This window comes from Erythrobacter sp. NFXS35 (genome assembly GCF_040148725.1).
Lineage (GTDB): Bacteria > Pseudomonadota > Alphaproteobacteria > Sphingomonadales > Sphingomonadaceae > Erythrobacter.
Genome location: NZ_JAGDEB010000001.1, coordinates 233,486 through 257,300, shown reverse-complemented (window position 1 = coordinate 257,300; position 23,815 = coordinate 233,486). Strand labels below are relative to the sequence as shown.

Below are 23,815 nucleotides of genomic sequence, written 5' to 3'. Positions count from 1 at the left end.
TGCCTTCAAGCCAGTTCCAACGCAACCCTTTGCGCAACATCCGCCAATCGCAACGCCCAGCGCGCATGATCTGCGGAAGTCTGCGCCAGATCCTGGCGGATCTCGATCCCGAGATAGGGGCGTCCATGCGCTTCGGCATGGCGGTTCATGGTGTAATTGAGATCGCGCCCTGAATAGGGGAGGTTGTCGCCCACGTTCAGCCCCTCGGCGGTGAGCATGCGGATGGCGATGTGTGCGGCGCGGTCGTCTTGATTGTAAAGCACACCAATCTGCCACGGACGCTCCTCCTCTCGCGCGGCAAGGCGCGGGGTGAAGCTGTGGAGCGAGAGAATAAGCGCGGGTTCGGCCTTGTCCAGCCATTGCGCCAGCGCAGTGTGATAGGGGCGGTGGAAGCGGTCGAGGCGCGCCTCGCGATCCGCGCCGACATTGCCGGGGATCGGGTGCCCATCGCTGGCTTCGGGGACAAGACCGGGGGCGGTTTCCTCCCGGTTGAGGTCGCACACAAGACGGCTGACGGCGGCGATATGGGCGGGAATGGCGTGGTCTCGGCTCAGGATTTCGGCAATTTCGGCAGTGCCGATGTCGACGGCGATGTGTTCGCCGAGCAGGTGCGCGGGAATCCGCAAGTCGATGTCATGCGGAACGTCGTTGGAAGCGTGATCGACAACACAGACGATCCCGCCCGGCGCGGGCATTCCAAGCTGGCGGAAGGCTTCGCTCACCGCAGCCGCCCCGCCATGGTCCACCACTCCGCCGGCATCGCCGCCGCCGCCGCATCGCGGGCTTCAATCGTCTCGTAGAGCGCAAAGCAAGTCGCGCCCGAGCCAGACATGCGGGCGAGCCACGGCGCGGTCGCTCCCAGAGCGGCCAGCACATCGGAGATCACCGAGCACAGCGAAATGGCGGGCGCTTCGAGGTCGTTGCGCCCTTCCCTTGCAATCTTGGACGCTGAGCCTTCCGACAAAGCGCCCCTGTCCTTGCCATCCCAGGCCTTGAACATCGGCCCGGTCGAGAGCGGCACACGCGGGTTGACCAGCAGGACGGGAGTTCCGGCGAGGTCGTCTTCGACCGCAAGCTGCTCGGTGCCGGTGCCGAGGCCGATATGGGTGCGGCTGAGGACGCAGGCGGGCACATCCGCGCCGAGTTTGGCCGCCCGCGCGGGCCAATCATCAGGCAAGCCATGCAGGGCCTCGATCATCCTGAACACCGCCCCAGCATCCGCCGACCCGCCGCCAAGGCCAGCCGCAACGGGCAGGTTCTTCTCCAGCGTCACCGCAAGGCCCTGCGGGCGCGGAAGCGCGTTCAGCGCCTTGGCAACAAGATTGTCGAAGGGATTGTCCAACACGCCCGCAAACTCACCCAGCGTGGTGACGCTGTCGGCTGCGGCAGCCGACGCGCTCAGCACATCGCCCGCATCGACGAAGGCGAACAGGGTCTCAAGCTCGTGATACTCGTCCTCCCGCCGCCTGCGGACATGCAGCGCGAGGTTGATCTTGGCGTAGGCGGTTTCGGTGGTGGGCAAACTTCAAACTTTCGTCATTGCGAGGAGCCGAAGGCAACGAAGCAATCCAGTTTCTAACGATGCACCAGAGCGACACGTTCGATGCTGGATTGCTTCGCTGCGCTCGCAATGACAAAGATGTGCAGCCCCATCACATATTCGGATAATTTGGCCCGCCGCCACCCTCTGGCGTCACCCAGTTGATGTTCTGGTTGGGGTCCTTGATGTCGCAGGTCTTGCAGTGGACGCAGTTCTGCGCGTTGATCTGGAACTTGGGTTCGCCTGTGGCTTCGTCGGTCAGCCATTCATAGACCCCCGCCGGGCAATAGCGCGCCGATGGGCCGCCATACACCTCAAGCTCGCTTTCCTTCTGCAGCTCCCAGTCCTTCACCTGCAGGTGGACCGGCTGATCCTCGGCATGGTTGGTGTAGCTGTAAGCGACGTTGGTCAGCTTATCGAAGGTGATCACACCATCGGGCTTGGGATAATCGATCTTCGGGTAAAGATCGGCGCGGCCGGTATAGGTGTAATCGGGCTTGTGCTTCATCGCGATCGGCAGGCCGATCTTGAGCGTGCGCATCCACATGTCGATGCCGGCCAATGCGGTCCCGAGATCGTTGCCGTACTTGGCGACCGCCGGCTGGGCGTTCTGCACCTTCTTCAATTCGTCCGCGATCCAGCTTGACCGCAGCGCCGTGTCATACTCCATCAGCTCGGTTTTCTCGTGCCCCGCAGCAATCGCCGCTGCGATGGATTCCGCCGCCAGCATCCCGCTCTTCATCGCGGTGTGGCTGCCCTTGATCCGGGGCACGTTGACGAAGCCCGCCGCGCAGCCGATCAGCGCGCCGCCGGGGAAGGCAAGCTTCGGCACTGACTGCCAGCCGCCCTCGTTGATTGCGCGCGCGCCATAAGAGACGCGCTTGCCACCTTCAAGGATCTCGCGGACCGCAGGGTGCAGCTTCCAGCGCTGGAACTCCTGATACGGCGAGATCCAAGGGTTCTTGTAATCGAGCGCGGTCACAAAGCCCAACGCCACCTGACCATTGGCCTGATGGTAGATGAAGCCCCCGCCCCACGTGTCGCTTTCGGTCAGCGGCCAGCCTTGCGTGTGGATCACCCGGCCCGGCACGTGCTTTGCAGGATCGATGTCCCACAATTCCTTGATGCCGAGGCCGTAAACCTGCGGCTGGCAATTGGCTTCGAGGTCGTACTTAGCCTTCATCCGCTTAGTCAGGTTGCCGCGCACGCCTTCGGCCAAGAGCGTGTATTTCGCGTGGATTTCCATACCGGGGGTGTAATCGGGCTTGTGGCTGCCATCGGCGGCAACGCCCATGTCCTGCGTGATGACGCCCGCAACGCGACCTTCATCGTCGATGATGACATCGGCGGCGGGGAAGCCGGGGAATACCATCACACCCAGTGCTTCGGCCTGTTCGGCCAGCCAGCGGGTCAGATTGCCGAGCGATCCGGTGTAGCAGCCCTTATTGCTCATCAGCGGCGGCATGATCGCGTGCGGAAGCGAGGACTTGCCCTTTTCCGACAGGACCCAGTGCCAGTTATCCGTCACCGGGGTTTCGGCCATCGAACAGCCTTGATCGCGCCACTCAGGCAGCAGTTCGTCCAGCGCCTTTGGATCGACCACTGCGCCCGACAGGATATGCGCTCCGATTTCGGAGCCTTTCTCCAGCACGATCACTTCCAGTTCGGCATTAATTTGCTTGAGCTTGATCGCCGCCGCGAGGCCCGCGACCCCGCCGCCGACGATCACGACATCGCAGGGCATTGATTCACGTTCGCTCATGGGGCTTTCCTGATCCTTGATAGTTTTGGCGCGTGCGCCGCACATTCCGGCGAATTGCTCGTCCCGCCCACTTGCTAACTGGGTTTCGGACAGTCAAGACCTGCGTTGGATAGCATGACCCCTTGATGACCCGCCCAGACCTGACCCTTGCGCGCGAATTCGAGGCCGCTTTTGCCTGGTGGCAGGCGGCCGGGGTGGACTGCGACTTCGCCGATGACGCTACGGCGTGGTTGGCCGCGGCGGCGCCGGCGCTCGCCGCAATCCCCGACAAATCACGGGCAGGCGCGCGTCGCCAGCCAAGCAAGGCACCCGGCATTGCCGGCAACGAGGCTGCGGTTCCGGCCCGCACCGCACCGCAGCCCGCTGCACCCGGCCCGCTCCGCCGCGACCTGCTGGGCGAATCGGCCCCGGCCGATTGCGCCGCTTTCCGCGACTGGTGGCTGAACGCGCCGGGGCTCGACACCGCGCAGGGCTATCCCCGGATCGCTCCGCGCGGGGAAAAGGGTGCGGCGCTGATGGTGCTGGTACCCCAGCCCGAGCAAGGCGACCGTGAACGGCTGCTCGAAGGGCCGCAGGGCCGCCTGCTTGCCAATATCATCGCAGCAATGGGGCTGGACGAAGGCGCAGTCTATGTTGCCAGCGCGCTGGCATGTCACACGCCGATGGCCGATCTTGCCGCCTGTGCAGCGGGAGGAATGGATGCGGTAACCGCGCATCACATCGCGCTTGCCGCGCCGCAGCGGCTGCTGGTTCTGGGAACCGCGCTCGGTCCGATGCTGTCCGACGACGCAGCGAATGGTTTACGCGAAATCAACCATACAGCAGGTAAGGTTCCGACTTTGATGAGCGAAACGCTTGAAGCGATGATGGATGTGCCCCGGTTGAAAGCGCGGTTCTGGCGGAGATGGATGGAATGGTCGGCGACACAATGAAACGCGCGCATCTGTCACTTGCCGGGTTCGCACTCGCGGCGCTGGCTCTGCCGGTATCCGCAGCCGCGCAATCGGGCGATCTGGTAGCGCGCTGGGATAATGCCGGGCAGGATGTTGGCGCCGTCTCCGCAGTGCTCTCCGCTGATGAGCGTGCGCATTACCGTCAACTGTTCGCCGCAATCGATGCCGAAGAATGGACGCTGGTCGAGGCGCTGTTGGCCGCCCGGCCCGATGGCGTGCTGACCCAGATGGCGCGCGCCGAATATTATACCCACGCCAACAGCCCCAAGGTCGCGCCTGAACAGATCAGCGCATGGTTCAGCGCCGGGGTGGAGCTTCCGCAGGCCGAACAGATCGCGCGAATGGGCGCCAAGCGCGGGGTCGAATATTTGCCCGCCTTGCCTGCCGAACAGGGCTTCGCCCGCCAGCCTTCCGCGCCCAAGCGCATCCTGCCGCGCACGGTCAATGACGGCACAATGCCCTCCGCCACCGCCTCTGCCATCCTCGAAGCGATCAAGGGCGACAATCCCGCCGAGGCCCAGCGCCTGCTGACCGAGGCCGACTGGCAGCTATCCAGCGATGCCCGCGCCGAGTGGCGCCAGCGGGTGGCGTGGAGCCACTATATCGAGAACAACGACGCCGCCGCGCTGGAACTGGCGCGCATGGTCGCCGAAGGTTCGGGCGAATGGGTGGCCGAAGGCGCGTGGGTCGAAGGGCTGGCCGCATGGCGGATGGGCCATTGCTCTTACGCAGGCGATGCCTTTGCCCGCACCGCCGCACGCGCATCCAATCCCGAACTCGCCGCTGCCGGGCATTACTGGGCGCACCGGGCCGCCGTGCGGTGCCGCGAGCCGGATCGGGCGGCGCAGTATCTTTCCGCCGCCGCGCAGATGCACGAAACGCTCTACGGGATGCTCGCCGCCGACCAGCTTGGCATCGAACTGCCCGCCCATGCCCCGCCGGCTGCATTCGGGCGGCAGGACTGGGAGCAACTGTCCTATCGCGGCAATGTCCGCGTCGCCGCTGCGCTGGCAGAGATCGATCGCCCTGCGCTGGCCGACGAGGTGCTGCGCCACGAAGCGAAGATCGGCCCGGCCCAACAGTATGGCGCACTCACCCGGTTCGCCCGCGAACTGGGCCTGCCCGCCACCCAGCTGTGGATGGCGCATAATGCACCCTATGGCACCCGCAGCGATCCAAGTTTGCGCTTTCCCGTGGCGCGGTGGCAGCCGGTGGACGGCTGGCAGGTTGATCCCTCGCTCGCTTTCGCGCACGCGCTGCAGGAATCGAACTTCCGCGCCAACGCCGTCAGCCCGGCCAATGCACGCGGGTTGATGCAGATCATGCCTGGCACTGCGCGCGATCACTCCGGACGGCTCAATCTGGGCGCGAGCTATGCCGATCTCAACGATCCGCAGGTCAACCTGTCATACGGCCAGCGCCACTTGGCGATGCTGCGCGATCACCCGGCGACCGGCGGCGCGCTGCCCAAGATCATGGCGGCCTATAACGCGGGCCTGACCCCGGTTTCGCGCTGGAATTACGAGATCAACGACCAGAACGATCCGCTGCTGTGGATGGAATCGATCCCCTATTGGGAAACCCGCGGCTATGTCGCGATCGTGATGCGCAATTACTGGATGTACGAGCGCGCCGCAGGGGCGGAATCGCCTAGCCGCCGCGCGCTGGCGCAAGGACGCTGGCCGGAGTTTCCGCAAGGTCAGACGATCCGCTCGGCGCGGCGCGAACCGTAATGGCGATCGACGAGACGCTGACGTTCAAGCCGATCAACATTGCGGTCCTGACCGTGTCGGATACGCGCACGCCGGATACCGATTCGTCCGGTGATATTCTCGCCGAACGCGTAACTGGCGCGGGCCACAATCTCGCCGCGCGTGCCATCGTAAAGGATGACGCGGCCAGCCTCGCGGCGCAGTTCGAGGCATGGATCGACGATCCCGCCATCGACGCTGTGATCAGCACCGGCGGCACCGGCCTGACGGGGCGCGACGTGACGCCAGAGGCGCTTGCGATGATCGCGGATGCACGCGACATCCCCGGCTTCGGTGAGCTGTTCCGCTGGCTCAGCTTCAAGTCCATCGGCACCAGCACAGTCCAGTCACGCGCCTGCGCGGTAGTGGCACGGGGCACCTATATCTTCGCCCTGCCCGGATCGAACGGCGCGGTAAAGGACGGGTGGGACGGGATTCTGGCGGAGCAACTCGACAGCCGCAACCGGCCCTGCAATTTCGTGGACCTGATGCCGCGGTTGCGGGAGGTCTGAACCCTTCTTCGGGGTTGGCATCGCGCCGTTTGTTCCGTAAATGTTCCACGTGAAACATTCTCCAGTCAAAGGGCGCGGTGCGCAATCGGGGGCGGTCCCCACCCGCTTCGGCCTTGCTGCGCGCGATGTGGACGGCGACTGGCGCGACCATGTCGAGACACTGGCCAAAGAGGAAGGAGGCCCGCCGGTCAAGCTGCGCACCACGGTGACCGAGGAACGGCCCAAGTCGATCCTCACCTTCAACCAATCGCCCGATGTGCCGTTCGACCGTTCGGTGAACGCCTATCGCGGGTGTGAGCACGGCTGCGTCTATTGCTTCGCCCGCCCCACCCACGCCTATCACGACCTCTCGCCCGGGCTTGACTTCGAGACGCGGCTGTTCGCCAAACCCAACGCTGCGGCGTTGCTGCGGACAACGCTGGCGAAGCGCGGCTACACCCCTAAGCCCATCGCCCTCGGCACCAACACCGATCCCTATCAGCCGATCGAGCGCGATTACCGCATTACCCGCGCGATCCTTGAAGTGTGTCTGGAAACGCGCCACCCCGTCACCATCACCACCAAGTCCGACCGCGTGCTGGACGATGCCGATCTGCTCGCAGCGATGGCGCGCGACAATCTGGTGGCAGTGGCGATTTCGGTGACGAGCCTCGATCCGGTCCTATCCGGGAAGCTCGAACCGCGCTGCGCTGCGCCTGCCAAGCGGTTGGCGGCGCTGGGCAAGCTGGTGGAACTGGGCGTGCCGGTGCATTGCTCGATCTCGCCGATCATCCCCGCGATCACCGATGAATTTATCGAAGGCATCATCGCTCGCGTGGCGGAACTGGGCGTGCAAAGCGTCGGCTGGATTCCGCTGCGGCTGCCGCACGAGGTCGCGCCGCTGTTCCGCGAATGGCTCGCCGTCCACTACCCCGAACGTGCGGGCAAGGTGATGAGCATTGTTAGGGAGATACGAGGGGGCCGCGACAATGATCCGAACTTTCACAGTCGCTTTAACCCGCAAGGCGTATGGCCCGACCTGATCCGCTCGCGGTTCAAGGTAGCGTGCAAGCGGGCGGGGATCGGGAAAGCACGGTTCGAACTGGATTGCTCGCGGTTCAGTGCGCCCAAGGTGGGTGGGCAGTTGCGGCTGCTTTAGCTCACCCGAACCCCCCGCCAACTTCCCCCGGCGCAAACCGCATCAAGCGGCTGTCCACCAGCGCGGCGGTGCGGTTCACCACGGCCTTCTGGTACTCCGCGTCCTTGATCATTTCGAAGAACGCGCCCGCATTGGGATATTGCGCAACAAACCCGTCGTGCCAGTCCTTGTCGTCCGGCCCGGTCACCATGGTCTGGAACGCGCCGCGCCAGACGATGCTGCCGCCGACGCGGCTGAATATCGGGCCGCTCGTCTTGCCATATTCCTGGTAGGCGCGCCGCCCGCTCCAGCCCTTGCTCGCGTGCTCGTGACCCTCCGGAAATTCTGCATGGTCGCGGTAGCGCAGCAGGTTGAGCATGTGGATCGGCTCCTCGCGCGGCAGGTCCTTGAAGGCCTGGAAGTTGGCCGGCGAAGGATCAATGTAGAATTGGGTCATGCGGTGTTTTCTCCCTGCCCTCTATCAGTGGGCGTGCACAGGCGCCGGACCGCCGCGGGTTGACCAGATCTTGTGGCGCCCGTCGCGCATGATGAGGACGACGTGATAACGGTCCACTCGGTCGCCTTGCTCCATTCCCGGCGATCCGATCGGCATCCCCGGCACGCTCAACCCCACCGCATCGGGCCGCTCGGCCAGCAAGCGGCGGATATCCTCGGCCGGGACGTGTCCTTCGATTGCATAACCCTCGACCATGGCGGTGTGGCATGATCGCAGATTGTCCGGCACGCCCGCTTCGGTGGCGACAGGGGCAGTATCAGGCACATCACGCACCTCGAGCATGAAGCCAGCCGCTTCCATCCGGTCAACCCATTCGGAACAGCATCCGCACCACGGAGTCTTGGCTACCGCGATGACGCTGGCCGCAGCAGACGAAGTGCAGGCGAGCAGCGCCATCGGCGCGAACAGGGCGGCAATGCGTGAACGTCTCATGGGTCTCTCCCTCACGCTTCCAAGGTATACTCGCTGAACCGGTCACGCAGGTCTTTCTTGCTGATCTTGCCGGTGGCGGTGTGGGGGATATCGTCGACGAATTCGACCGCATCGGGCAGCCACCACTTGGCGACAATCGGCTTCAGGTGTTCGATCACATCGTCGGCGGTCAGTTCGGCGCCCGCCTTCTTTACCACAAACAGCACCGGGCGCTCGTCCCACTTGGGGTGGTAAACGCCGATGCAGGCGGCTTCGGCCACGGCAGGGTGGCCCGCTGCCGCGTTTTCCAGCTCGACCGAACTGATCCACTCGCCGCCCGATTTGATCACGTCCTTGGTGCGATCGGTCAGTTGCAAAGTGCCGTCGGGGTGAAGGATGCCGACATCGCCGGTGTCGAACCAGCCTGCGTTGTTGGCCGCGTCTTGCTCGGCCTTGAAATAGCGCTTGATGATCCACGGCCCGCGAATCTGCAGCGCACCGCTGGTCACGCCGTCACGGGCCAGTTCGGTCGCCATGTCGTCAAGATCGACGGTGCGCAGTTCCACGCCGAAGATCGGGCGGCCCTGCATCGCGGTCTTGGCGACCTTCTCTTCAAAGGTGAGCGTATCCCAGTCCCATGTCGGCCCGCCGACGGTGCCGATCGGGCTGGTTTCAGTCATCCCCCAGGCGTGCTGGACGCGGGTGCCGTTCTTCATCAGCCGCTCGATCATGAACTTGGGCGCAGCCGAACCGCCGATGGTGGCGGCCTTCAGCGGCGGCAGGTCGAGGCCGTTGGCATCGCAATACTGGAAATGCGCCAGCCACACAGTCGGCACGCCCGCGCTGTCGGTGACCTTTTCGCGCAGCATCAGATCATGCAGCACGGCGGGATCGTTCACCGCCGAGAACACGAACTTGATCCCCGCCATCGCACCGGCATAGGGCAGTCCCCAGCTTGCCGCGTGGAACATCGGCACCACGGGCAGCATCACAGAGGCGCTGGAGAAATTGAACGCCGCTGGCTGCAGGCCCGACATCGCGTGCAGCACGGTCGAGCGGTGTTCGTATTGCACGCCCTTGGGATTGCCGGTGGTGCCGCTGGTGTAGCAGATCATGCACGGATCGTTTTCCGGTCCGGTTACCCATTCGAATTGGCCGTCCTGCGCGCCGATCCAGTCTTCGAACGCGGGCGCGTGTTCGCCCGAATCGTAGCAGATGTAATGTTCGACCATCGGCCAGCGGCTGCGCATCCGGTCGACAATCGGCTGGAATGCCGCGTCGTAGCACAGCACGCGATCTTCGGCGTGGTTCACGATATATTCGAGCTGATCGTCAAACAGGCGCGGGTTCACCGTGTGCAGCACCCCGCCCATGCCAGCCACGCCATACCAGCTCACCAGATGGCGCGAATGGTTCATGGCGAGGCTCGCCACCTTGTCGCCCGGTTTCAGGCCGAGTGCCTGCAACGCCTGCGCCATCTTCAGCGCATCGCGGCGGATACCCGCCCAGTCGGTACGTGTTTCGCTGCCATCGGCCCAGCGGGTCACGATCTCGCGCGATGGTGCTTCGCGCGCGGCATGGTCGATCACGTGCGTTACCCGCATCGTCCAGTCCTGCATCGCCCCGAGCTTGCCTGCGGCCATGGTCTCTCTCCTGCGTTTTTGCTTTTCACTCAGCTTGCCGCCGAGCCTGCCCCAGCTTTCATGCCTCCCGCAACCGCGATTGGCAATCGGTTCGCCAGATCACCGCCACAATTCATCGTAACGGTATGAAACATTTTCCGTTTCGGGACGCTGATGCGTGGGGTGCCGGGCCATGACGCTTGTCATGCCAGTGGCACACAGATCGCTTAGAGTCCGATCGCACGTTCAAATTGAGGGAAATACGCAATGAAAAAGACAGCACTGTTGCTGGCAGGCGCAGCGACCATGATCGCCGCACCAGCTCAAGCACGCGATGGGCAGGTCTATGTCGGGGTGAACGGGGGCATCAGCCTTGAAGATCAGGTCGATATCGATCTGGCCGATACCGATCCCCAGACCAATGCCGCCTTTGCCGATACAAACATCGGTATAGATGCCGATATCGTGGTCGGATATGATTTCGGCGCCTTCCGGCTGGAGGCTGAGGGCGGCTACAAACGCAATTCCTATGACAGCCTGACCGTGGTCAATTCCGGAATCCTGCCGGGCGGTGTGACGGTTCCGTCGGGCACGGTGGTAGAAAACGAGCGCGACCTGAAAATCTGGAGCGGCATGGTCAACGGGCTGGTCGAATTCGGCAGCGACGACGGGTTTCAGGTCTTCGCAGGCGGCGGCGCGGGTATTGCCGAAGTGAACCTGCCGGTCGAAGTCGCAGGTGTCGGCACGGTGGTCGACGATGATGCGGTCGGCTTTGCGTGGCAGGGTCTTGCCGGCATGCGCTTCCCGGTTAGCGACAATATCGATCTCGGCCTGAAGTATCGGTATTTCAGGATCGACAATCTCGGGCTGACGGCCGCTAACGGTGCCCCGTTCGAGATCGACTATGATGCCCACTCGATCCTGGCGAGCCTGGTGTACAATTTCGGCGGAAGGGAAGCTGCACCGCCGCCGCCCCCGCCGCCGCCGCCGCCTCCCCCGCCGCCGCCGCCGCCGCCACCGCCTCCGCCGCCACCCCCGCCGCAGGCTCAGTGCAACACAGGGCCGTACATCGTATTCTTCGAATTCGACGAATCGGAGATCACGGCAGAAGCCGCGACCATCCTCAATAATGCGATCACGGCCTACGCCAATTGCGGCACGGCGCGAGTGATGCTGGCCGGGCACACCGACACGGTCGGCAGCCAGAGGTACAACATGGACCTGGCGGCACGGCGTAACGACTCCGTTCGCAGCTACATGTCCGCACGCGGCGTTCCGGACGGACGCATCGCAAGCGAAGCCTTCGGCGAAAGCCAGCCGCGCGTGCCCACTGCCGATGGTGTGCGCGAGCCGCAGAACCGCCGCGTGGAAGTGACCTACGGCCCCGGTTCGGGGATGTAAGGTTCAACTTGCCCGATAATCGAATGAGGGGGCGGAGCGATCCGCCCCCTTTTTCATGCTCTGAAAGCTTCAGGCGACGAGGCGCAGGCTCGCTTTGCTTTTCAATGGCGCCAGTTCGACATCGGCGATCCCCGGCACCTCGGCCAGCCGCTCGGCCAGTTCGCCGCTCAGCAGGAAGTTGCGGCCCAGCCGCATCTGCGCGTGACCGCCCTGTTCCAGCGTGAGGCTGACCAGCACCTCGCCGTTGCCGCGGAATTGGCCACCATCCTCGACATCGAGCGCGATCTTGAGTTCGAGCAGCGCTTCGGGCGTGGAGATATCCGCCTTCAACTGCATCGGGGTCGATCCCACCACCCCCGCCAACGGCCGCGCACCGCGAACCGTCAGACGCGGCGGCTCATCCGGGCTAGGCGCATCCAGTTCGACCGTCAGCAGCAGGCATTCGCCCTCCTCTGCCCAGCGCTCGAACTGCGGCACCAGCGCCTCTTCGAAACAGGCGGCGGCAAACTGACCCGAAGAGTCGGAGAAATCCGCGCGCACGAAGGTGCCGCCCTTGCGGGTGCGAGCCTTGGTGATGCCTTCAATCAGCACCGCCATCACCGCAGAACCGCGCCCGCCCGCCGGCGCGCCCGATTCCATCAGGCTCTGATAGGTGCGCGCGCCATTGGCCGAGGCGACATCGCGATATTGCTGCACCGGATGGGCGGAGAAGTAGAAGCCGAAATTCTCGCGCTCCTTCGCCATACGCTCATTCCGGTTCCACGGCTCGCACGGTTGAAGGCGCAGATCTTCGGTTGCGGTATCCTCACCGCCAAACAGCGCCGCCTGTCCGCTCGAGCGTTCGCGCATGGCTGCGTCGGCCACCGCCAGCAACAGCTCGGCATTGGCATAGAGCAGCGCGCGATCCGGCTCCAGCGCATCGAGCGCGCCCGCACAGATCAGCCCTTCGAGCTGGCGGCGGTTCATGGTGCCCTGCGGCAGACGCTCGAAGAAGTCCTTGAGGCTGCTGAACGGCCCGCCGGCCGCACGCTCGGCGACGATGGATTCCATCGCCTTTTCGCCGACATTGCGGATCCCGGCGAGCGCATAGCGCACCGCGTAGCCCTTGTCGGTCTGCTCGACGCTGAAGCGCGCTTCGGAGGCGTTGATGTCCGGCGCCAGCACCGCGACCCCGCCATCACCATTCGGATAACGCCGCGCATCGTCGACGAAGATGTTCAGCTTGTCCGACTGGTGCAGGTCGAAACACATTGAGGCGGCGTAGAATTCCTCCGGATAATGCGCCTTCAACCAGCCGGTCTGGTAGGCAAGCAGCGCATAGGCGGCCGCGTGCGACTTGTTGAAGCCGTAGCCTGCGAACTTGTCGATCAAGTCGAACAATTCGTTGGCGCGTTTGGCCTCGATGCCGGAGACCGCCTTGCAGCCGTCGACGAACCGCCCGCGCTGGGCGTCCATTTCGGCCTGCACCTTCTTGCCCATCGCGCGGCGCAGCAAGTCCGCGTCGCCGAGCGAGTAACCGGCGAGCACCTGGGCGGCCTGCATCACCTGTTCCTGATAGACGAAGATGCCGTAGGTTTCCGCCAGGATGCCTTCGAGCTTCTCGTGCGGATATTCGATCGGGACAAGGCCCGCCTTGCGCTGGCCGAACAGCGGAATGTTGTCCATCGGGCCAGGCCGGTACAGCGAGACCAGTGCGATGATGTCGCCGAAATTGGTCGGCTTCACCGCTTTCAGCGTGCGCCGCATCCCTTCGGATTCCAGCTGGAACACGCCGACGGTGTTACCAGCCTTCATCAGATCGTAGACCGCCGCATCGTCGAGTGGCAGCGCGCCCAGATCGATAGTAATCCCGCGCCGCCCCAGCAGGTCGACTGCCTTGCGCAGCACCGACAGCGTCTTCAGCCCGAGAAAGTCAAACTTCACCAGCCCGGAACTTTCGACGTGCTTCATGTCGAACTGCGTCACCGGCATATCCGAACGCGGATCGCGGTAGAGCGGTACCAATTGTGCCAGCGGGCGATCACCGATCACCACGCCCGCCGCGTGGGTCGATGAATTGCGCGGCATGCCTTCCAGTTGCATCGCCAGATCGACCAGCCGCTTTACGTCCTTGTCATTGTCATACTCACGCTTGAAATCGGCCGCGCCGTTTAGCGTGCGCGGCAGCGTCCACGGGTCGGTCGGATGGTTGGGTACCATCTTGCAGAGCCGGTCGACCTGCCCGTAGCTCATCTGCAGGATCCGCCCGCAATCGCGCAGCACGGCGCGCGCCTTCAGCTTGCCGAAAGTGATGATCTGGGCCACGTGATCGGTGCCGTATTTGGCCTGCACATAGCGGATCACCTCGCCGCGGCGAGTTTCGCAGAAGTCGATGTCGAAGTCGGGCATCGACACGCGTTCAGGATTGAGGAAGCGTTCGAACAGCAGGCCCAGCCGCAGCGGATCGAGATCGGTGATGGTCAGCGCCCAGGCGACCGCCGAGCCCGCGCCCGAACCGCGCCCCGGCCCCACGGGGATGCCCTGATCCTTGGCCCACTTGATGAAGTCGGCCACAATCAGGAAGTAACCGGGAAAGCCCATGCCCACGATCACGTCGATCTCGAATTCCACCCGGCGCTTGTATTCCAGCACCTCGGCGAACACCCCCGCCTCACCGAGCGCGGCAAAGGAGGCTTCTGCCTCGGCCAGCGCATCGGCGGACGTGAAGTGCACCGCTTCGGCCAGTTCGGCGCGGCAGGCTTCCGGGTAATAGGGCGCCAGTCGCTCCACCAGACCTGCCCGCGAATCCTCCGCCAGCATCCGCGCCTCGCCCGCCAGATCGCCTGCTAGGCTGGGCAGGATCGGCTTGCGGTACGGCGGCGCGAAGGCGCAGCGCTGGGCGATGACGAGGCTGTTGGCGGTTGCCTCTGGCAGATCGGCGAACAGTTCCTGCATCATAGCGGCTGATTTGACGAACGCCTGCGGGTTGGAATGCGGGCGATCCTCGGCCTCGATCTGAGTCGAATTCGCAATGCACAGCATCGCATCATGCGCCCTGTATTCGTGCGGCTCGGCAAAGTTCGCGGGATTGGTTGCGACCAGCGGCCAATCGCGGGCATAGGCGAGTTCGATCAGCGCCTCCTCGGCCCGCTCGCAAACCGGATCGCCGCCGCGTGCGAGTTCGACATAGAGCCGCCCCGGAAACAGCGATTGCAGCGCATCGGCCAGCCGCGCAGCAGCATCGTGCTGGCCATCGGCAAGAAGGCGGGTCAGCCCGCCCTCGCCCGCGCCGGTCAGCGCGATCAGCCCGCCGGTCCGACCGCGAAGATCAGCCAGCGTGACATGGGGCTCCAACTCCAACGGCCGCTCAAGATGCGCGACCGATACGAGGTGGCACAGGTTTTCGTATCCTTCATCGTCCTGCGCAAGCAGCGGCAGGTAGTCGATTGCCCGCGCGCCGGACCCTTCCACCCCTTCGCGCGCCACGCCCACCAGCGCGCCGATGATCGGCTGCACGCCTTCGGACTTGCACGCGCCCGCGAAGGCCATGATGCCATACAGCCCATTGCGGTCGCAGATCGCGATCGCGGGATAGCCGCGTTCCTTCGCCAGCTTGGCAATGCCCTTGGGATCGATCGCCCCTTCGAGCATCGAGAAGGACGACAGCACGCGCAGCGGGACGAAGGGGGCAAAGGGCATGGCGCGCATTTTAGAAATTTGCGCCGATTTCGGAAGCGCCGCCGCGCCTTAATTCTCCACAGGCACGGGATAAATCTACAGCAGCTTAGCAATATCCTTGGCGATGCTCGCGGGCGTATCCTGCGGCCCGTAACGCTTCACCACATTGCCTTCGCGGTCGACCAGGAACTTGGTGAAGTTCCACTTGATCGAGGTCGATCCCATCAGCCCCTTGGCTTCCTTCTTCATCCAGTCGAACAGCGGCGATGCGTCGGGGCCGTTCACGTCCACCTTCGCCATCAGCGGAAAGGTGACGCCGAAATTGACCTTGCAGAACTCCGCGATCTCGTCGGCATTGCCCGGTTCCTGCCCGCCGAACTGGTTGCAGGGGAAGCCCAGCACCTCGAACCCACGGTCGTTGAACTGCTGGAACAGCTTTTCCAGCCCGTCATATTGCGGGGTGAAGCCGCACTTGCTGGCGGTGTTGACCACCAACAGCACTGTGCCGAGCTTGGCCGACAGGTCGAGCGGTTCACCGCGATTGGTGGTGACGGTGAAATCGGCAATCGTGGTCATGCATTCCCCCCGGTGGGCGTTGTATCAACCGGGGTCTTGTGCGGGGAAATCGGGGTGCGAGGCAAGCGCCATTGCTTCATCGGCGGAATATCGCCGGTCGCCAGCCTTCTCGATCGCGTAATTCCGGCGGGTTTCGGCGGGCAAGCTGGCAAGGTGCCGAATCATCTCGGCAAAGGTGCCGCGGCTGAGCGCCTTGCCGCCGTCGAACACGCCATCGGCGCCATCGGCGGGATGAAGCGCGGCACGATCGTTCCAGGCGGTTTCGCCGGTCTTGAGTGTCTCTCCGCCGGACGTGCTGGGGTGGTCTGCCATGGTCAAATCTCCTGCGCCGACCCTGCCGGGATGCGCGCGCAAAATCCTAACCTAGATCAGCACGCCTTCCTTCAAGCGGACGACACGATCCATGCGCGCGGCGAGGCGTTCGTTATGCGTCGCTACAAGCGCAGCGCTGCCTTCACCGCGCACCAGCGACAGAAACTCGGCCAAGACATTGTCCGCGGTGGCCTCGTCGAGATTGCCGGTCGGCTCGTCCGCCAGCACCAGCGTGGGGCGGTTCGCAAGCGCGCGCGCGACCGCGACGCGCTGTTGCTCCCCGCCCGAAAGCTGGCTGGGACGGTGGCTGAGGCGCTGCCCGAGCCCGAGGCTGGTGAGCAGGCTGTCGGCCCGCGCCTCGCATTCGGCGCGCGGCACTCCGCGGATCATCTGCGGCATCACCACGTTCTCGCGCGCGTCGAAATCCGGCAGCAGATGATGGAACTGGTAGACGAAGCCCAGATGCTCGCGCCGCAGCCGGGTGCGCTGATCGCTGGCGAGGTCTTCGGCACGCTCGCCCGCCACGCTGATCGATCCTTCGAACCCGCCTTCGAGCAGGCCCACCGCTTGCAGCATGGTCGATTTGCCCGAACCCGACGGGCCGAGCAGCGCCACGATCTCGCCCGGCATGATGTCGAGATCGACCCCGCGCAGCACGTCGATCCGCTGCCCGCCCTGTTCGAAGCTGCGCTTCAGCCCCTTCAGCGCAACGATAGGAGCACCACTATTCATAACGCAGCACCTGCACCGGATCGGTATTGGCAGCCTTCAGCGCCGGATAGAGCGTCGCAAGGAAGCTCATCACCAGCGCCAGCGTGACAATCCCGGCTATCTCCCACGGATCGGTGCGCGAAGGCAGGGTGGACAGGAACCGCACCTCGGGGTCCCAGATTTCCTGCCCGGTGGTAAAGGCGATGATATCGACGATCGGTTCGCGGAAGAACAGCACGACTGCGCCCAGCGCCAGCCCTGCCAGCGTCCCGATTGCGCCCACGGTGGTGCCGGTAGTGACGAAGATCTTGAGCAGGCTGCGCCGCGATGCGCCCATTGTGCGCATGATCGCGATGTCGCGGGTCTTGGCGCGCACCAGCATCACAAGGCTCGACAGGATGTTGAACGCCGCCACCAGCACCATGAAGGAGAGCGCAAAGAACATCGCCACGCGTTCCACCTGCAAGGCTTCGAACAGCGCTGAATTCATCGTCTTCCAGTCGGCGATCACCGCCTGCCCCGCCAGCTCGTCCTGCACCGGAGCAAGGATTTCGCCCACGCGGTCAGGGTCGTCCACAGTGACTTCGATCATACCGATGGAATCGCCCATCAGCAGCAGGGTCTGCGCATCCGCGATCGGCAGGACGACGAACTTCTCGTCGTAATCATAGATGCCGACTTCAAAGATCGCCCCAACCTCGTAGCCCACCTGACGAATGGAGGTGCCGAAGGGCGTCGTGCGCCCCTGCGGATTGATGATGGTGATGGTATCGCCCACGCGCGCGCCGATATTCTGTGCCAGCCGCGTTCCGATCGCGACACGGCCCGCGCCGCCTTGCGCCGAAGGTTCATACAGGCTGCCCATGTCGCCCAGCACCACCTTGTCGCCGAGGTCAGCGATGTCTGCATCGGTCTGCCCGCGCACGAACACCGCCTCGACCCGCCCGCCGAAGCTGGTGAGCAGCGGCTGTTCGATCAGCGGCGAGGCCTCAGTGACGCCCGGAGTGGCCCTGACCTTCTCTAGCACGCTTTCCCAATCGTCGATCCGCCCCCCGTAGGCCTGGACGATGGCATGGCCGTTCAGCCCCACAATCTTGTCGAGCAACTCGGCGCGAAAGCCGTTCATCACGCTCATCACGATCACCAGCATGGCGACCGACAGCATCACCACGCCGACCGATATGCCGGCGACAAGCGCAATGAATGCTTCGCCCTTGCCGGGCCAGAGGTAACGCTTGGCGATCATCCATTCGAAGGGGGATAGCATGAGAGGGTCAGTGCCGCCTGTAAGGTGAACGCTGCCTGTAGTGCGACCGCGCGAAGGCCGCAATCCCGTGAGTCCTTGTTGTCCTACCGCTTCGCTACTTGAGGACGGGCTTGTTGTCCTACCGCTTCGCTGATTGAGGACGGGGTCATCGGACGCGATGGTCGCCGCTTGCCCCGCCGGTTGTCACACACGGGTCAGCAAAAAGGCGGGTAAGCGCGGCCCGCTATCCCTTGTAATTGATCCGTCACATCGCCATTGGAGCGGTGCGCCCCGGAAGCAATGCTGCGGACAGGTCTGGTGATGCCGATGACACCCTCAAATATGACACACCCCTTCCTTGATGCGGATGGCGACAAGCTGCGCGAGGAATGCGGGATTTTTGGCGCGATCAACGCGTCCGATGCTGCCGCGGCGACCGCTCTGGGCCTGCATGCGTTGCAGCATCGCGGGCAGGAAGCGGCCGGCATCGTCAGCTATGACGGGCAGGAATTCTTCGTCCGGCGCGGGCTGGGCCATGTGGCGGAGAATTTCTCATCCTCCGAAGCGATTGCCGAACTGCCCGGCCATATGGCGGCGGGCCATGTGCGCTATTCCACCACCGGCGGTGCAGGCCTGCGCAATGTCCAGCCGCTGTATGCCGATCTCGCCAGCGGCGGCTTTGCCGTGGCGCATAACGGTAATATTTCCAACGCTGGCACGCTGCGCAAGGATCTGGTCAACAAGGGCTCGATCTTCCAGTCGACGTCGGACACCGAGGTGATCATCCACCTCGTCGCCACCAGCCGCTATCCCACCATCGCCGATCGTCTGGTCGACGCGCTGCGTCTGGTCGAGGGCGCCTATGCGCTGATCGTGATGACGCCTGCAGGCATGATCGCCTGCCGCGACCCGCTCGGCATCCGTCCGCTGGTGATGGGGCGGATGGGCGATGCGATCCTGTTTGCCTCCGAAACCGTGGCCTTCGACGTGGTCGGGGCCGAGTTCATCCGCGAAGTCGAACCGGGCGAATTGGTGATGGTCGATTTCGCCGGTGAAATCCGCTCGGTCCGTCCGTTCGGTAGTCCGGCCCCGCGCCCCTGCATCTTCGAACACGTCTATTTCAGCCGCCCCGACAGCGTGTTCGCTGGGCGCAGCGTCTATGAAGCGCGCAAGGCCATCGGCGCGCAGCTCGCGCTCGAATCGCCGTGCGAAGCCGATCTGGTGGTGCCGGTGCCCGACAGCGGCGTGCCTGCCGCGATCGGTTTTGCACAAGCCTCCGGCGTGCCGTTCGAACTCGGCATCATCCGCTCGCACTATGTCGGGCGCACATTCATTGCCCCATCAGACGGGGCGCGCCATTCGGGCGTGAAACGCAAACACAACGCCAACCGCTCGCTGGTCGAAGGCAAGCGTATTGTGCTGATCGACGATTCGATCGTGCGCGGGACGACCTCCATGAAAATCGTCGAGATGATGCGCGAAGCGGGCGCAGCCGAAGTCCATTTCCGCGTCGCCAGCCCGCCGACCGCGCATAGCTGCTTTTACGGAGTCGATACGCCCGAACGTTCCAAGCTGCTGGCCGCGCGCATGGAGATCGAGCCGATGCGCGAATTCATCAAGGCCGATAGCCTCGCCTTCATCTCGATCGACGGGCTCTACCGCGCGGTCGGGCGTGAGAAGCGCGACAACGCACGCCCGCAATTCTGCGATGCCTGCTTCACCGGCGAATACCCCACATCGCTGACCGATCTCGCGCTGGCCGAGCAGAAGACCGCCGAACTCCCTTTCGCTGACCCGAAGGCCGCATAATTGCCATGACCGATACTGCAAAACCGCTTTCCGGGCGTACCGCGCTCGTCACCGGCGCAAGCCGCGGGATCGGTGCCGCCACCGCCAAGGCACTGGCCGCAGCCGGGGCGCATGTCATCCTCGTCGCACGCAAAGTCAAAGCGCTGGAGGCGGTCGAGGACGCGATCCATGATCTGGGCGGCACGTCCACCATCGCGCCGCTCGACCTGACCGAGCCGGATGCGGTCACGCGCCTCGCGGGCGCCATAGGAGGGCGCTGGAACAGCCTCGATATCCTTGTGATTGCAGCGGCCTATCTGCCGGAATTGACACCGATTGCGCAGGCCGAACCGAAGCAGTTCAATCAGGCGCTGTTGACCAATGTGGTCGCCACACAGGCGCTGCTTGCCGGATTCGATCCGATGCTGCGCAACGCCAAAGGCGCGCGGGTGGTCGGCCTCACCAGCAGCGTGGGCGCTGCGCCGCGCGCCTATTGGGGAGCCTATGGCGCGACCAAGGCCGCGTTCGACAACATCCTCGAAACTTACGCAGCCGAACGTGAACGCGCCGGCGAAGTGCGGGTGGCGATCATCGATCCCGGCGCGACCCGCACCGAGATGCGCGCCCGCGCCTATCCGGGCGAAGACCCCAAGACGGTCAAATCGCCCGAGGTGGTGGCCGACCGCATCGTTGCGCTGCTGACCGAAGGGTTCGACAGCCTGCACCGCGAACGGATCGACTGACGCGCGGCAGAATCTCTGCTGCCTACCGGGACGTTAACCTCACCTCGCCACGTGTCCTTAGGGATTTTGCGGGCAATCTTTGTCAGAACGCACTGCACGCAGCAGCGATCGACTGACATGAGGTTCAACGCGATGCCACCGGAAACCAATTCCTATCGCCTCGCCGCGCAGGAGGATCGCTGCGCGCCCCGCACCCGCCTGACCATTCCGGCGACCTTGCGCGCATCGGGCGGGCGGGCGTTCCAGAGTGTGGTTCACGATCTGTCGATCTCGGGCTTCTCCGCTGCTTCGATAAACCGGATGCATGATGGCCAGGTGTGCTGGCTTACACTGCCCGGCCTCGAATCGCTTCAGGCCGAGGTCGTGTGGTGGGACAACTGCATCGTCGGCTGCGCCTTCAACGAGCTGCTGAGCCCGATCGTGCACGACAATATCCTGCAGCGTTACAGCAATATCGGGGTCTATCGGCAGGTGATCTGACACGGGCCGGACGTTGGTTACTTGGCTTCTTCCGCAATCTTCTGGATCAGTTCCAGCATTCTGCGCCGCTCCGGCCCGCCGCTCGCCCGCGACCAGTTGCCGACATAGGCAACCACCAGCCCGCGTTCGGGCACCAGCGTGATTCCTTGGCCGAAAATGCCCTGCGCGCCGTAAGCGCCGCCCGGATAGGTCCACCACTGGTAGCCATAACCGAAACCGTTATCGCCGAAATCGACAACGCTGTCGGTCGCTTCGGCAAACCAGCCTGCGGGCACTGCGCCCTTGCCGCCTTCGAGCGCGAATTGGCCCATGCGGGCATAATCCGACAGGCGCAATGACAGGCAGCACCCGGCGATATTGCCGCCGCGCGGGTCGACCATCCAGAACATGTCGCCTTCGAAGCCCGCCGGATCGACGATCTTCGACTTGGCATATTCGGCCAGCGGCAAGCCGACTGCGTTCTCCACCAGCACGCCGATCAGGTTTGTCTCGCCGGTCTTGTAGACCCACTTCGTGCCCGGCTCAGCCTCGCGCGGCAGCGCCTTCATCTGCGCGACAATGGCATCGGGGCCGTATTCGACCACGAAGCGGTTCATCTGCGCGACGTCACTGCCGGGATCGGTGTAATCCTCGTTCCACGCGACACCGCTGGTCATGGTCGCAAGCTGGCGCACGGTAACCCCGTCATAGGCCGAACCCGCCAGCGCGGGGATGTAATCGGTGACCGGATCGGACAGGCTTTTGATGAAGCCGTCCTTGACCGCCGCGCCGAGCAGGGTCGAGGTGAAGCTCTTGGCGACCGAAAAGCTGGTCCAGCGATCAGCCTCGCCAAGGCCGAGGCCATAGGCCTCGTAGCGGACCTTGCCGTCTTCCAGCACCATGATCCCGGCGGCGTTGGTTTCCGCCATCAGCGCCTTCAGGTCGGCCTGAAGTTGTGCGCTGAGCGGCGCGCCCTCGGGCAGCGCACGCGGGGTCTTGGCGGCGGGGACTTCGTGGCCTGCGAACCACTGCTCCATCACGCGGAATCGCTCGGCGCGCTGGGCGTCGTTCCAGAACAGGACCTGCAAATCGGACTCGTCGCGCGCCGGAGGCTGGACAATCGCGACCTTGGCGGGCAGCGGCGGCGGGGCGGCGGCGACGCCCTGCGCCGGAGCATAACTGCCCGCACAACCCGCCAGCAGCGCCGCTAACGCTGCGCCCGATACCATTCCTTCAATCCGCTGTGCTGCGCCCATGTCACTCGCCCTCTCAAATGTTGTGCGAAGGTGCATAAGCGGGTGCAGCACACCGGGGCAAGCCCACTCAGCCCTGCTTCATCAGCTTCAACGCCGCCAACGCCCGCTCGCGCGCGGCCCTGTGGGGAATGATCTTGCGCGGATAGCCTTGCGGTCGCCGTCCGAATTCCTCGGGATCGTGGATGGCGGGTTCGTCCAGCTTGGCGAGTTCGGGCACGTATTCGCGGATATAGCGCGCCGCGTCGAACTTCTCCGACTGGGTCAGCGGGGCCATGATCCGGCTGAACATGTTGGAATCGACCCCCGTCCCCGCCGTCCACTGCCAGTTGGTGGCGTTGGAGGCATAATCGGCGTCCACCAGCGTGTCCCAGAACCACTGCTCGCCTGCGCGCCAGTCGATCAGCAGGTGCTTGATAAGGAAGCTGGCGGTGATCATCCGCACGCGGTTGTGCATCCACCCGGTCTGCCACAGTTGGCGCATCCCGGCATCGACGATCGGGTAGCCGGTGCGGCCCTGCTGCCATGCTTTCAGGTCGCGCGCGGCGCTTTCGTCGGTCGCCGGATCGCGCCATGGGAAGCGGTCGAAATCCTCGCGGTAGTTCTGCGTCGCATACTTTGGGAATTGCAGGATCGCGTTCTGCGCATAGTCGCGCCAGATCAGCTCGCCTTCGAAGGTGCGCCAGCCGTCCGAGCGCTTGTGCTTGAAAGCATGCCAGATCTGCACCGGCGAAATCTCGCCCCAGTGGAGGTGCGGCGACATGCGCGAGACCTTGTCGACGCTGGGGTGGTTGCGCTTGTCGTCGTAGTCGTCGACGTGATCGAGCCACCAGTTCAGGCGTTCCTGCGCGGCCTCTTCTCCGACCTGCCAGAAGTCGCGCAGGCCCCCTGACCAGTCGGGCTTGGTGGGGAGCAGGCTCCATGTCGTGAGGTCGTCGCTGGCGGGCCAGCTATCGGGCGAGGACAGGATTTCGGGCGCGGGGAGTTCATCGCGCGGCGGGAATTCGGCCCTTACTGCGCGGCTGAAGGGGGTGTAGATCTTGTACTGCCCGCCGGTCCCGGTGGTGATGCTGCCCGGCACAATCAGATAGTTGCCATGATAGAGTTGCAGGTCGAGGCTTTTCGCCAGCTTACGTTCGCAATTCAGCCACCACGGTTCGTAGTGGTGGTTGGCGTGGATGGTGGCTGCGCCTGTTTGCTGCGCCAGTTCGGTCAGCACCTCCGCCGCATCGCCGCGCCGCAGGATCAGCTTGCTGCCACGCGCTTCGAGGCTCTGTGCAAGGCTGCTGAGCGAATGATGCAGCCGCCAGCGCGACGCGCCGCCATAGGCGTGGTGCTTTGCGCTCTCATCGTCGAGCACGTAAACGCACACCACCGGCCCCGCCTTGGCCGCGTGATAGAGCGCCGGATTGTCAGCCAGCCGAAGATCACGCCGCAGCCATACGAGTTGTGTATCTGGCACAAGGGTTCCTTACTTGCCCTCT

21 protein-coding genes are annotated in these 23,815 nt (G+C 64.3%); 8 read left to right on the top strand and 13 right to left on the bottom strand.

The window, feature by feature from the left end; all coding sequences use genetic code 11:
- Positions 1–5: 5 nt before the first annotated feature.
- The 3 genes from J3454_RS01295 to J3454_RS01285 form a co-directional block, all read right to left on the bottom strand.
- Complete coding sequence (locus J3454_RS01295) at positions 6–722, bottom strand: N-formylglutamate amidohydrolase (RefSeq protein ID WP_349511951.1); 717 nt, start codon at positions 720–722, stop codon at positions 6–8.
- Complete coding sequence (locus J3454_RS01290; RefSeq protein ID WP_349511950.1) at positions 719–1,522, bottom strand: 4-(cytidine 5'-diphospho)-2-C-methyl-D-erythritol kinase; 804 nt, start codon at positions 1,520–1,522, stop codon at positions 719–721. The genes J3454_RS01295 and J3454_RS01290 overlap by 4 nt, the downstream gene beginning before the upstream one ends.
- 130 nt (positions 1,523–1,652) lie before the next feature.
- The gene (locus tag J3454_RS01285) at positions 1,653–3,302 is read right to left on the bottom strand and encodes an electron transfer flavoprotein-ubiquinone oxidoreductase (RefSeq protein ID WP_349511949.1); all 1,650 of its coding nucleotides are present in this window, start codon (positions 3,300–3,302) and stop codon (positions 1,653–1,655) included.
- 125 nt (positions 3,303–3,427) lie between these two features.
- Here J3454_RS01285 and J3454_RS01280 point away from each other — a divergent pair, with 125 nt between their 5' ends.
- From J3454_RS01280 to J3454_RS01265, 4 genes are read left to right on the top strand one after another with little or no spacing between them, the layout of a single operon-like run.
- Positions 3,428–4,234: a uracil-DNA glycosylase family protein gene (locus J3454_RS01280; RefSeq protein WP_349511948.1), complete on the top strand. Its 807-nt coding sequence runs from the start codon at positions 3,428–3,430 to the stop codon at positions 4,232–4,234.
- Positions 4,231–5,988, top strand: coding sequence for a lytic transglycosylase domain-containing protein (locus J3454_RS01275; protein WP_349511947.1), 1,758 nt, complete (start codon positions 4,231–4,233; stop codon positions 5,986–5,988). The genes J3454_RS01280 and J3454_RS01275 overlap by 4 nt, the downstream gene beginning before the upstream one ends.
- Positions 5,988–6,518, top strand: a complete 531-nt coding sequence (moaB, locus tag J3454_RS01270; protein WP_349511946.1) for a molybdenum cofactor biosynthesis protein B — start codon at positions 5,988–5,990, stop codon at positions 6,516–6,518. Before J3454_RS01275 ends, moaB begins: the two co-directional genes overlap by 1 nt.
- A 40-nt stretch (positions 6,519–6,558) precedes the next feature.
- Positions 6,559–7,656 (top strand): PA0069 family radical SAM protein, encoded by a 1,098-nt coding sequence (locus J3454_RS01265; RefSeq protein WP_349511945.1) that lies wholly within the window; start codon positions 6,559–6,561, stop codon positions 7,654–7,656.
- A gap of 1 nt (position 7,657) precedes the next feature.
- Here J3454_RS01265 and J3454_RS01260 read toward each other — a convergent pair whose 3' ends face one another.
- From J3454_RS01260 to J3454_RS01250, 3 genes are read right to left on the bottom strand one after another with little or no spacing between them, the layout of a single operon-like run.
- Positions 7,658–8,092: a DUF1330 domain-containing protein gene (locus J3454_RS01260; protein ID WP_349511944.1), complete on the bottom strand. Its 435-nt coding sequence runs from the start codon at positions 8,090–8,092 to the stop codon at positions 7,658–7,660.
- Between the two features lie 24 nt (positions 8,093–8,116).
- The gene (locus J3454_RS01255; protein WP_349511943.1) at positions 8,117–8,584 is read right to left on the bottom strand and encodes a DUF411 domain-containing protein; all 468 of its coding nucleotides are present in this window, start codon (positions 8,582–8,584) and stop codon (positions 8,117–8,119) included.
- An 11-nt stretch (positions 8,585–8,595) separates the two neighbouring features.
- Positions 8,596–10,206, bottom strand: coding sequence for a long-chain fatty acid--CoA ligase (locus tag J3454_RS01250; protein ID WP_349511942.1), 1,611 nt, complete (start codon positions 10,204–10,206; stop codon positions 8,596–8,598).
- A 246-nt stretch (positions 10,207–10,452) separates the two neighbouring features.
- On the opposite strand from J3454_RS01250, the gene J3454_RS01245 reads away from it, so the two are divergent.
- The gene (locus J3454_RS01245; protein ID WP_349511941.1) at positions 10,453–11,586 is read left to right on the top strand and encodes an OmpA family protein; all 1,134 of its coding nucleotides are present in this window, start codon (positions 10,453–10,455) and stop codon (positions 11,584–11,586) included.
- Positions 11,587–11,655: 69 nt separating this feature from the next.
- On the opposite strand, the gene dnaE is transcribed toward J3454_RS01245, so the two are convergent.
- The 5 genes from dnaE to J3454_RS01220 all read right to left on the bottom strand — a co-directional run bounded on the left by dnaE (position 11,656) and on the right by J3454_RS01220 (position 18,109).
- Complete coding sequence (gene dnaE / locus J3454_RS01240) at positions 11,656–15,264, bottom strand: DNA polymerase III subunit alpha (protein ID WP_349511940.1); 3,609 nt, start codon at positions 15,262–15,264, stop codon at positions 11,656–11,658.
- Between the two features lie 75 nt (positions 15,265–15,339).
- Entirely contained in the window at positions 15,340–15,819 is a 480-nt protein-coding gene (locus tag J3454_RS01235) for a glutathione peroxidase (protein ID WP_349511939.1), read from the bottom strand.
- 24 nt (positions 15,820–15,843) lie between these two features.
- Positions 15,844–16,131, bottom strand: a complete 288-nt coding sequence (locus J3454_RS01230; protein WP_349511938.1) for a hypothetical protein — start codon at positions 16,129–16,131, stop codon at positions 15,844–15,846.
- A gap of 51 nt (positions 16,132–16,182) precedes the next feature.
- Positions 16,183–16,863: an ABC transporter ATP-binding protein gene (locus J3454_RS01225; RefSeq protein ID WP_349511937.1), complete on the bottom strand. Its 681-nt coding sequence runs from the start codon at positions 16,861–16,863 to the stop codon at positions 16,183–16,185.
- Complete coding sequence (locus J3454_RS01220; RefSeq protein WP_349511936.1) at positions 16,856–18,109, bottom strand: lipoprotein-releasing ABC transporter permease subunit; 1,254 nt, start codon at positions 18,107–18,109, stop codon at positions 16,856–16,858. Before J3454_RS01220 ends, J3454_RS01225 begins: the two co-directional genes overlap by 8 nt.
- 300 nt (positions 18,110–18,409) lie before the next feature.
- Between J3454_RS01220 and purF the strand changes: the two genes are divergently transcribed.
- The 3 genes from purF to J3454_RS01205 all read left to right on the top strand — a co-directional run bounded on the left by purF (position 18,410) and on the right by J3454_RS01205 (position 21,099).
- On the top strand, positions 18,410–19,897 hold the full coding sequence (gene purF, locus J3454_RS01215; protein ID WP_502878556.1) for an amidophosphoribosyltransferase: 1,488 nt from the start codon (positions 18,410–18,412) through the stop codon (positions 19,895–19,897).
- Between the two features lie 5 nt (positions 19,898–19,902).
- Positions 19,903–20,619: an SDR family NAD(P)-dependent oxidoreductase gene (locus J3454_RS01210; RefSeq protein WP_349511934.1), complete on the top strand. Its 717-nt coding sequence runs from the start codon at positions 19,903–19,905 to the stop codon at positions 20,617–20,619.
- A 117-nt stretch (positions 20,620–20,736) separates the two neighbouring features.
- Positions 20,737–21,099, top strand: a complete 363-nt coding sequence (locus tag J3454_RS01205) for a PilZ domain-containing protein (RefSeq protein WP_502878555.1) — start codon at positions 20,737–20,739, stop codon at positions 21,097–21,099.
- 17 nt (positions 21,100–21,116) lie between these two features.
- On the opposite strand, the gene J3454_RS01200 is transcribed toward J3454_RS01205, so the two are convergent.
- Together J3454_RS01200 and J3454_RS01195 are read right to left on the bottom strand one after the other, a co-directional pair.
- Complete coding sequence (locus tag J3454_RS01200) at positions 21,117–22,334, bottom strand: serine hydrolase domain-containing protein (protein WP_349511933.1); 1,218 nt, start codon at positions 22,332–22,334, stop codon at positions 21,117–21,119.
- A gap of 67 nt (positions 22,335–22,401) precedes the next feature.
- Entirely contained in the window at positions 22,402–23,793 is a 1,392-nt protein-coding gene (locus tag J3454_RS01195) for a cryptochrome/photolyase family protein (RefSeq protein ID WP_349511932.1), read from the bottom strand.
- Positions 23,794–23,815: the final 22 nt, after the last annotated feature.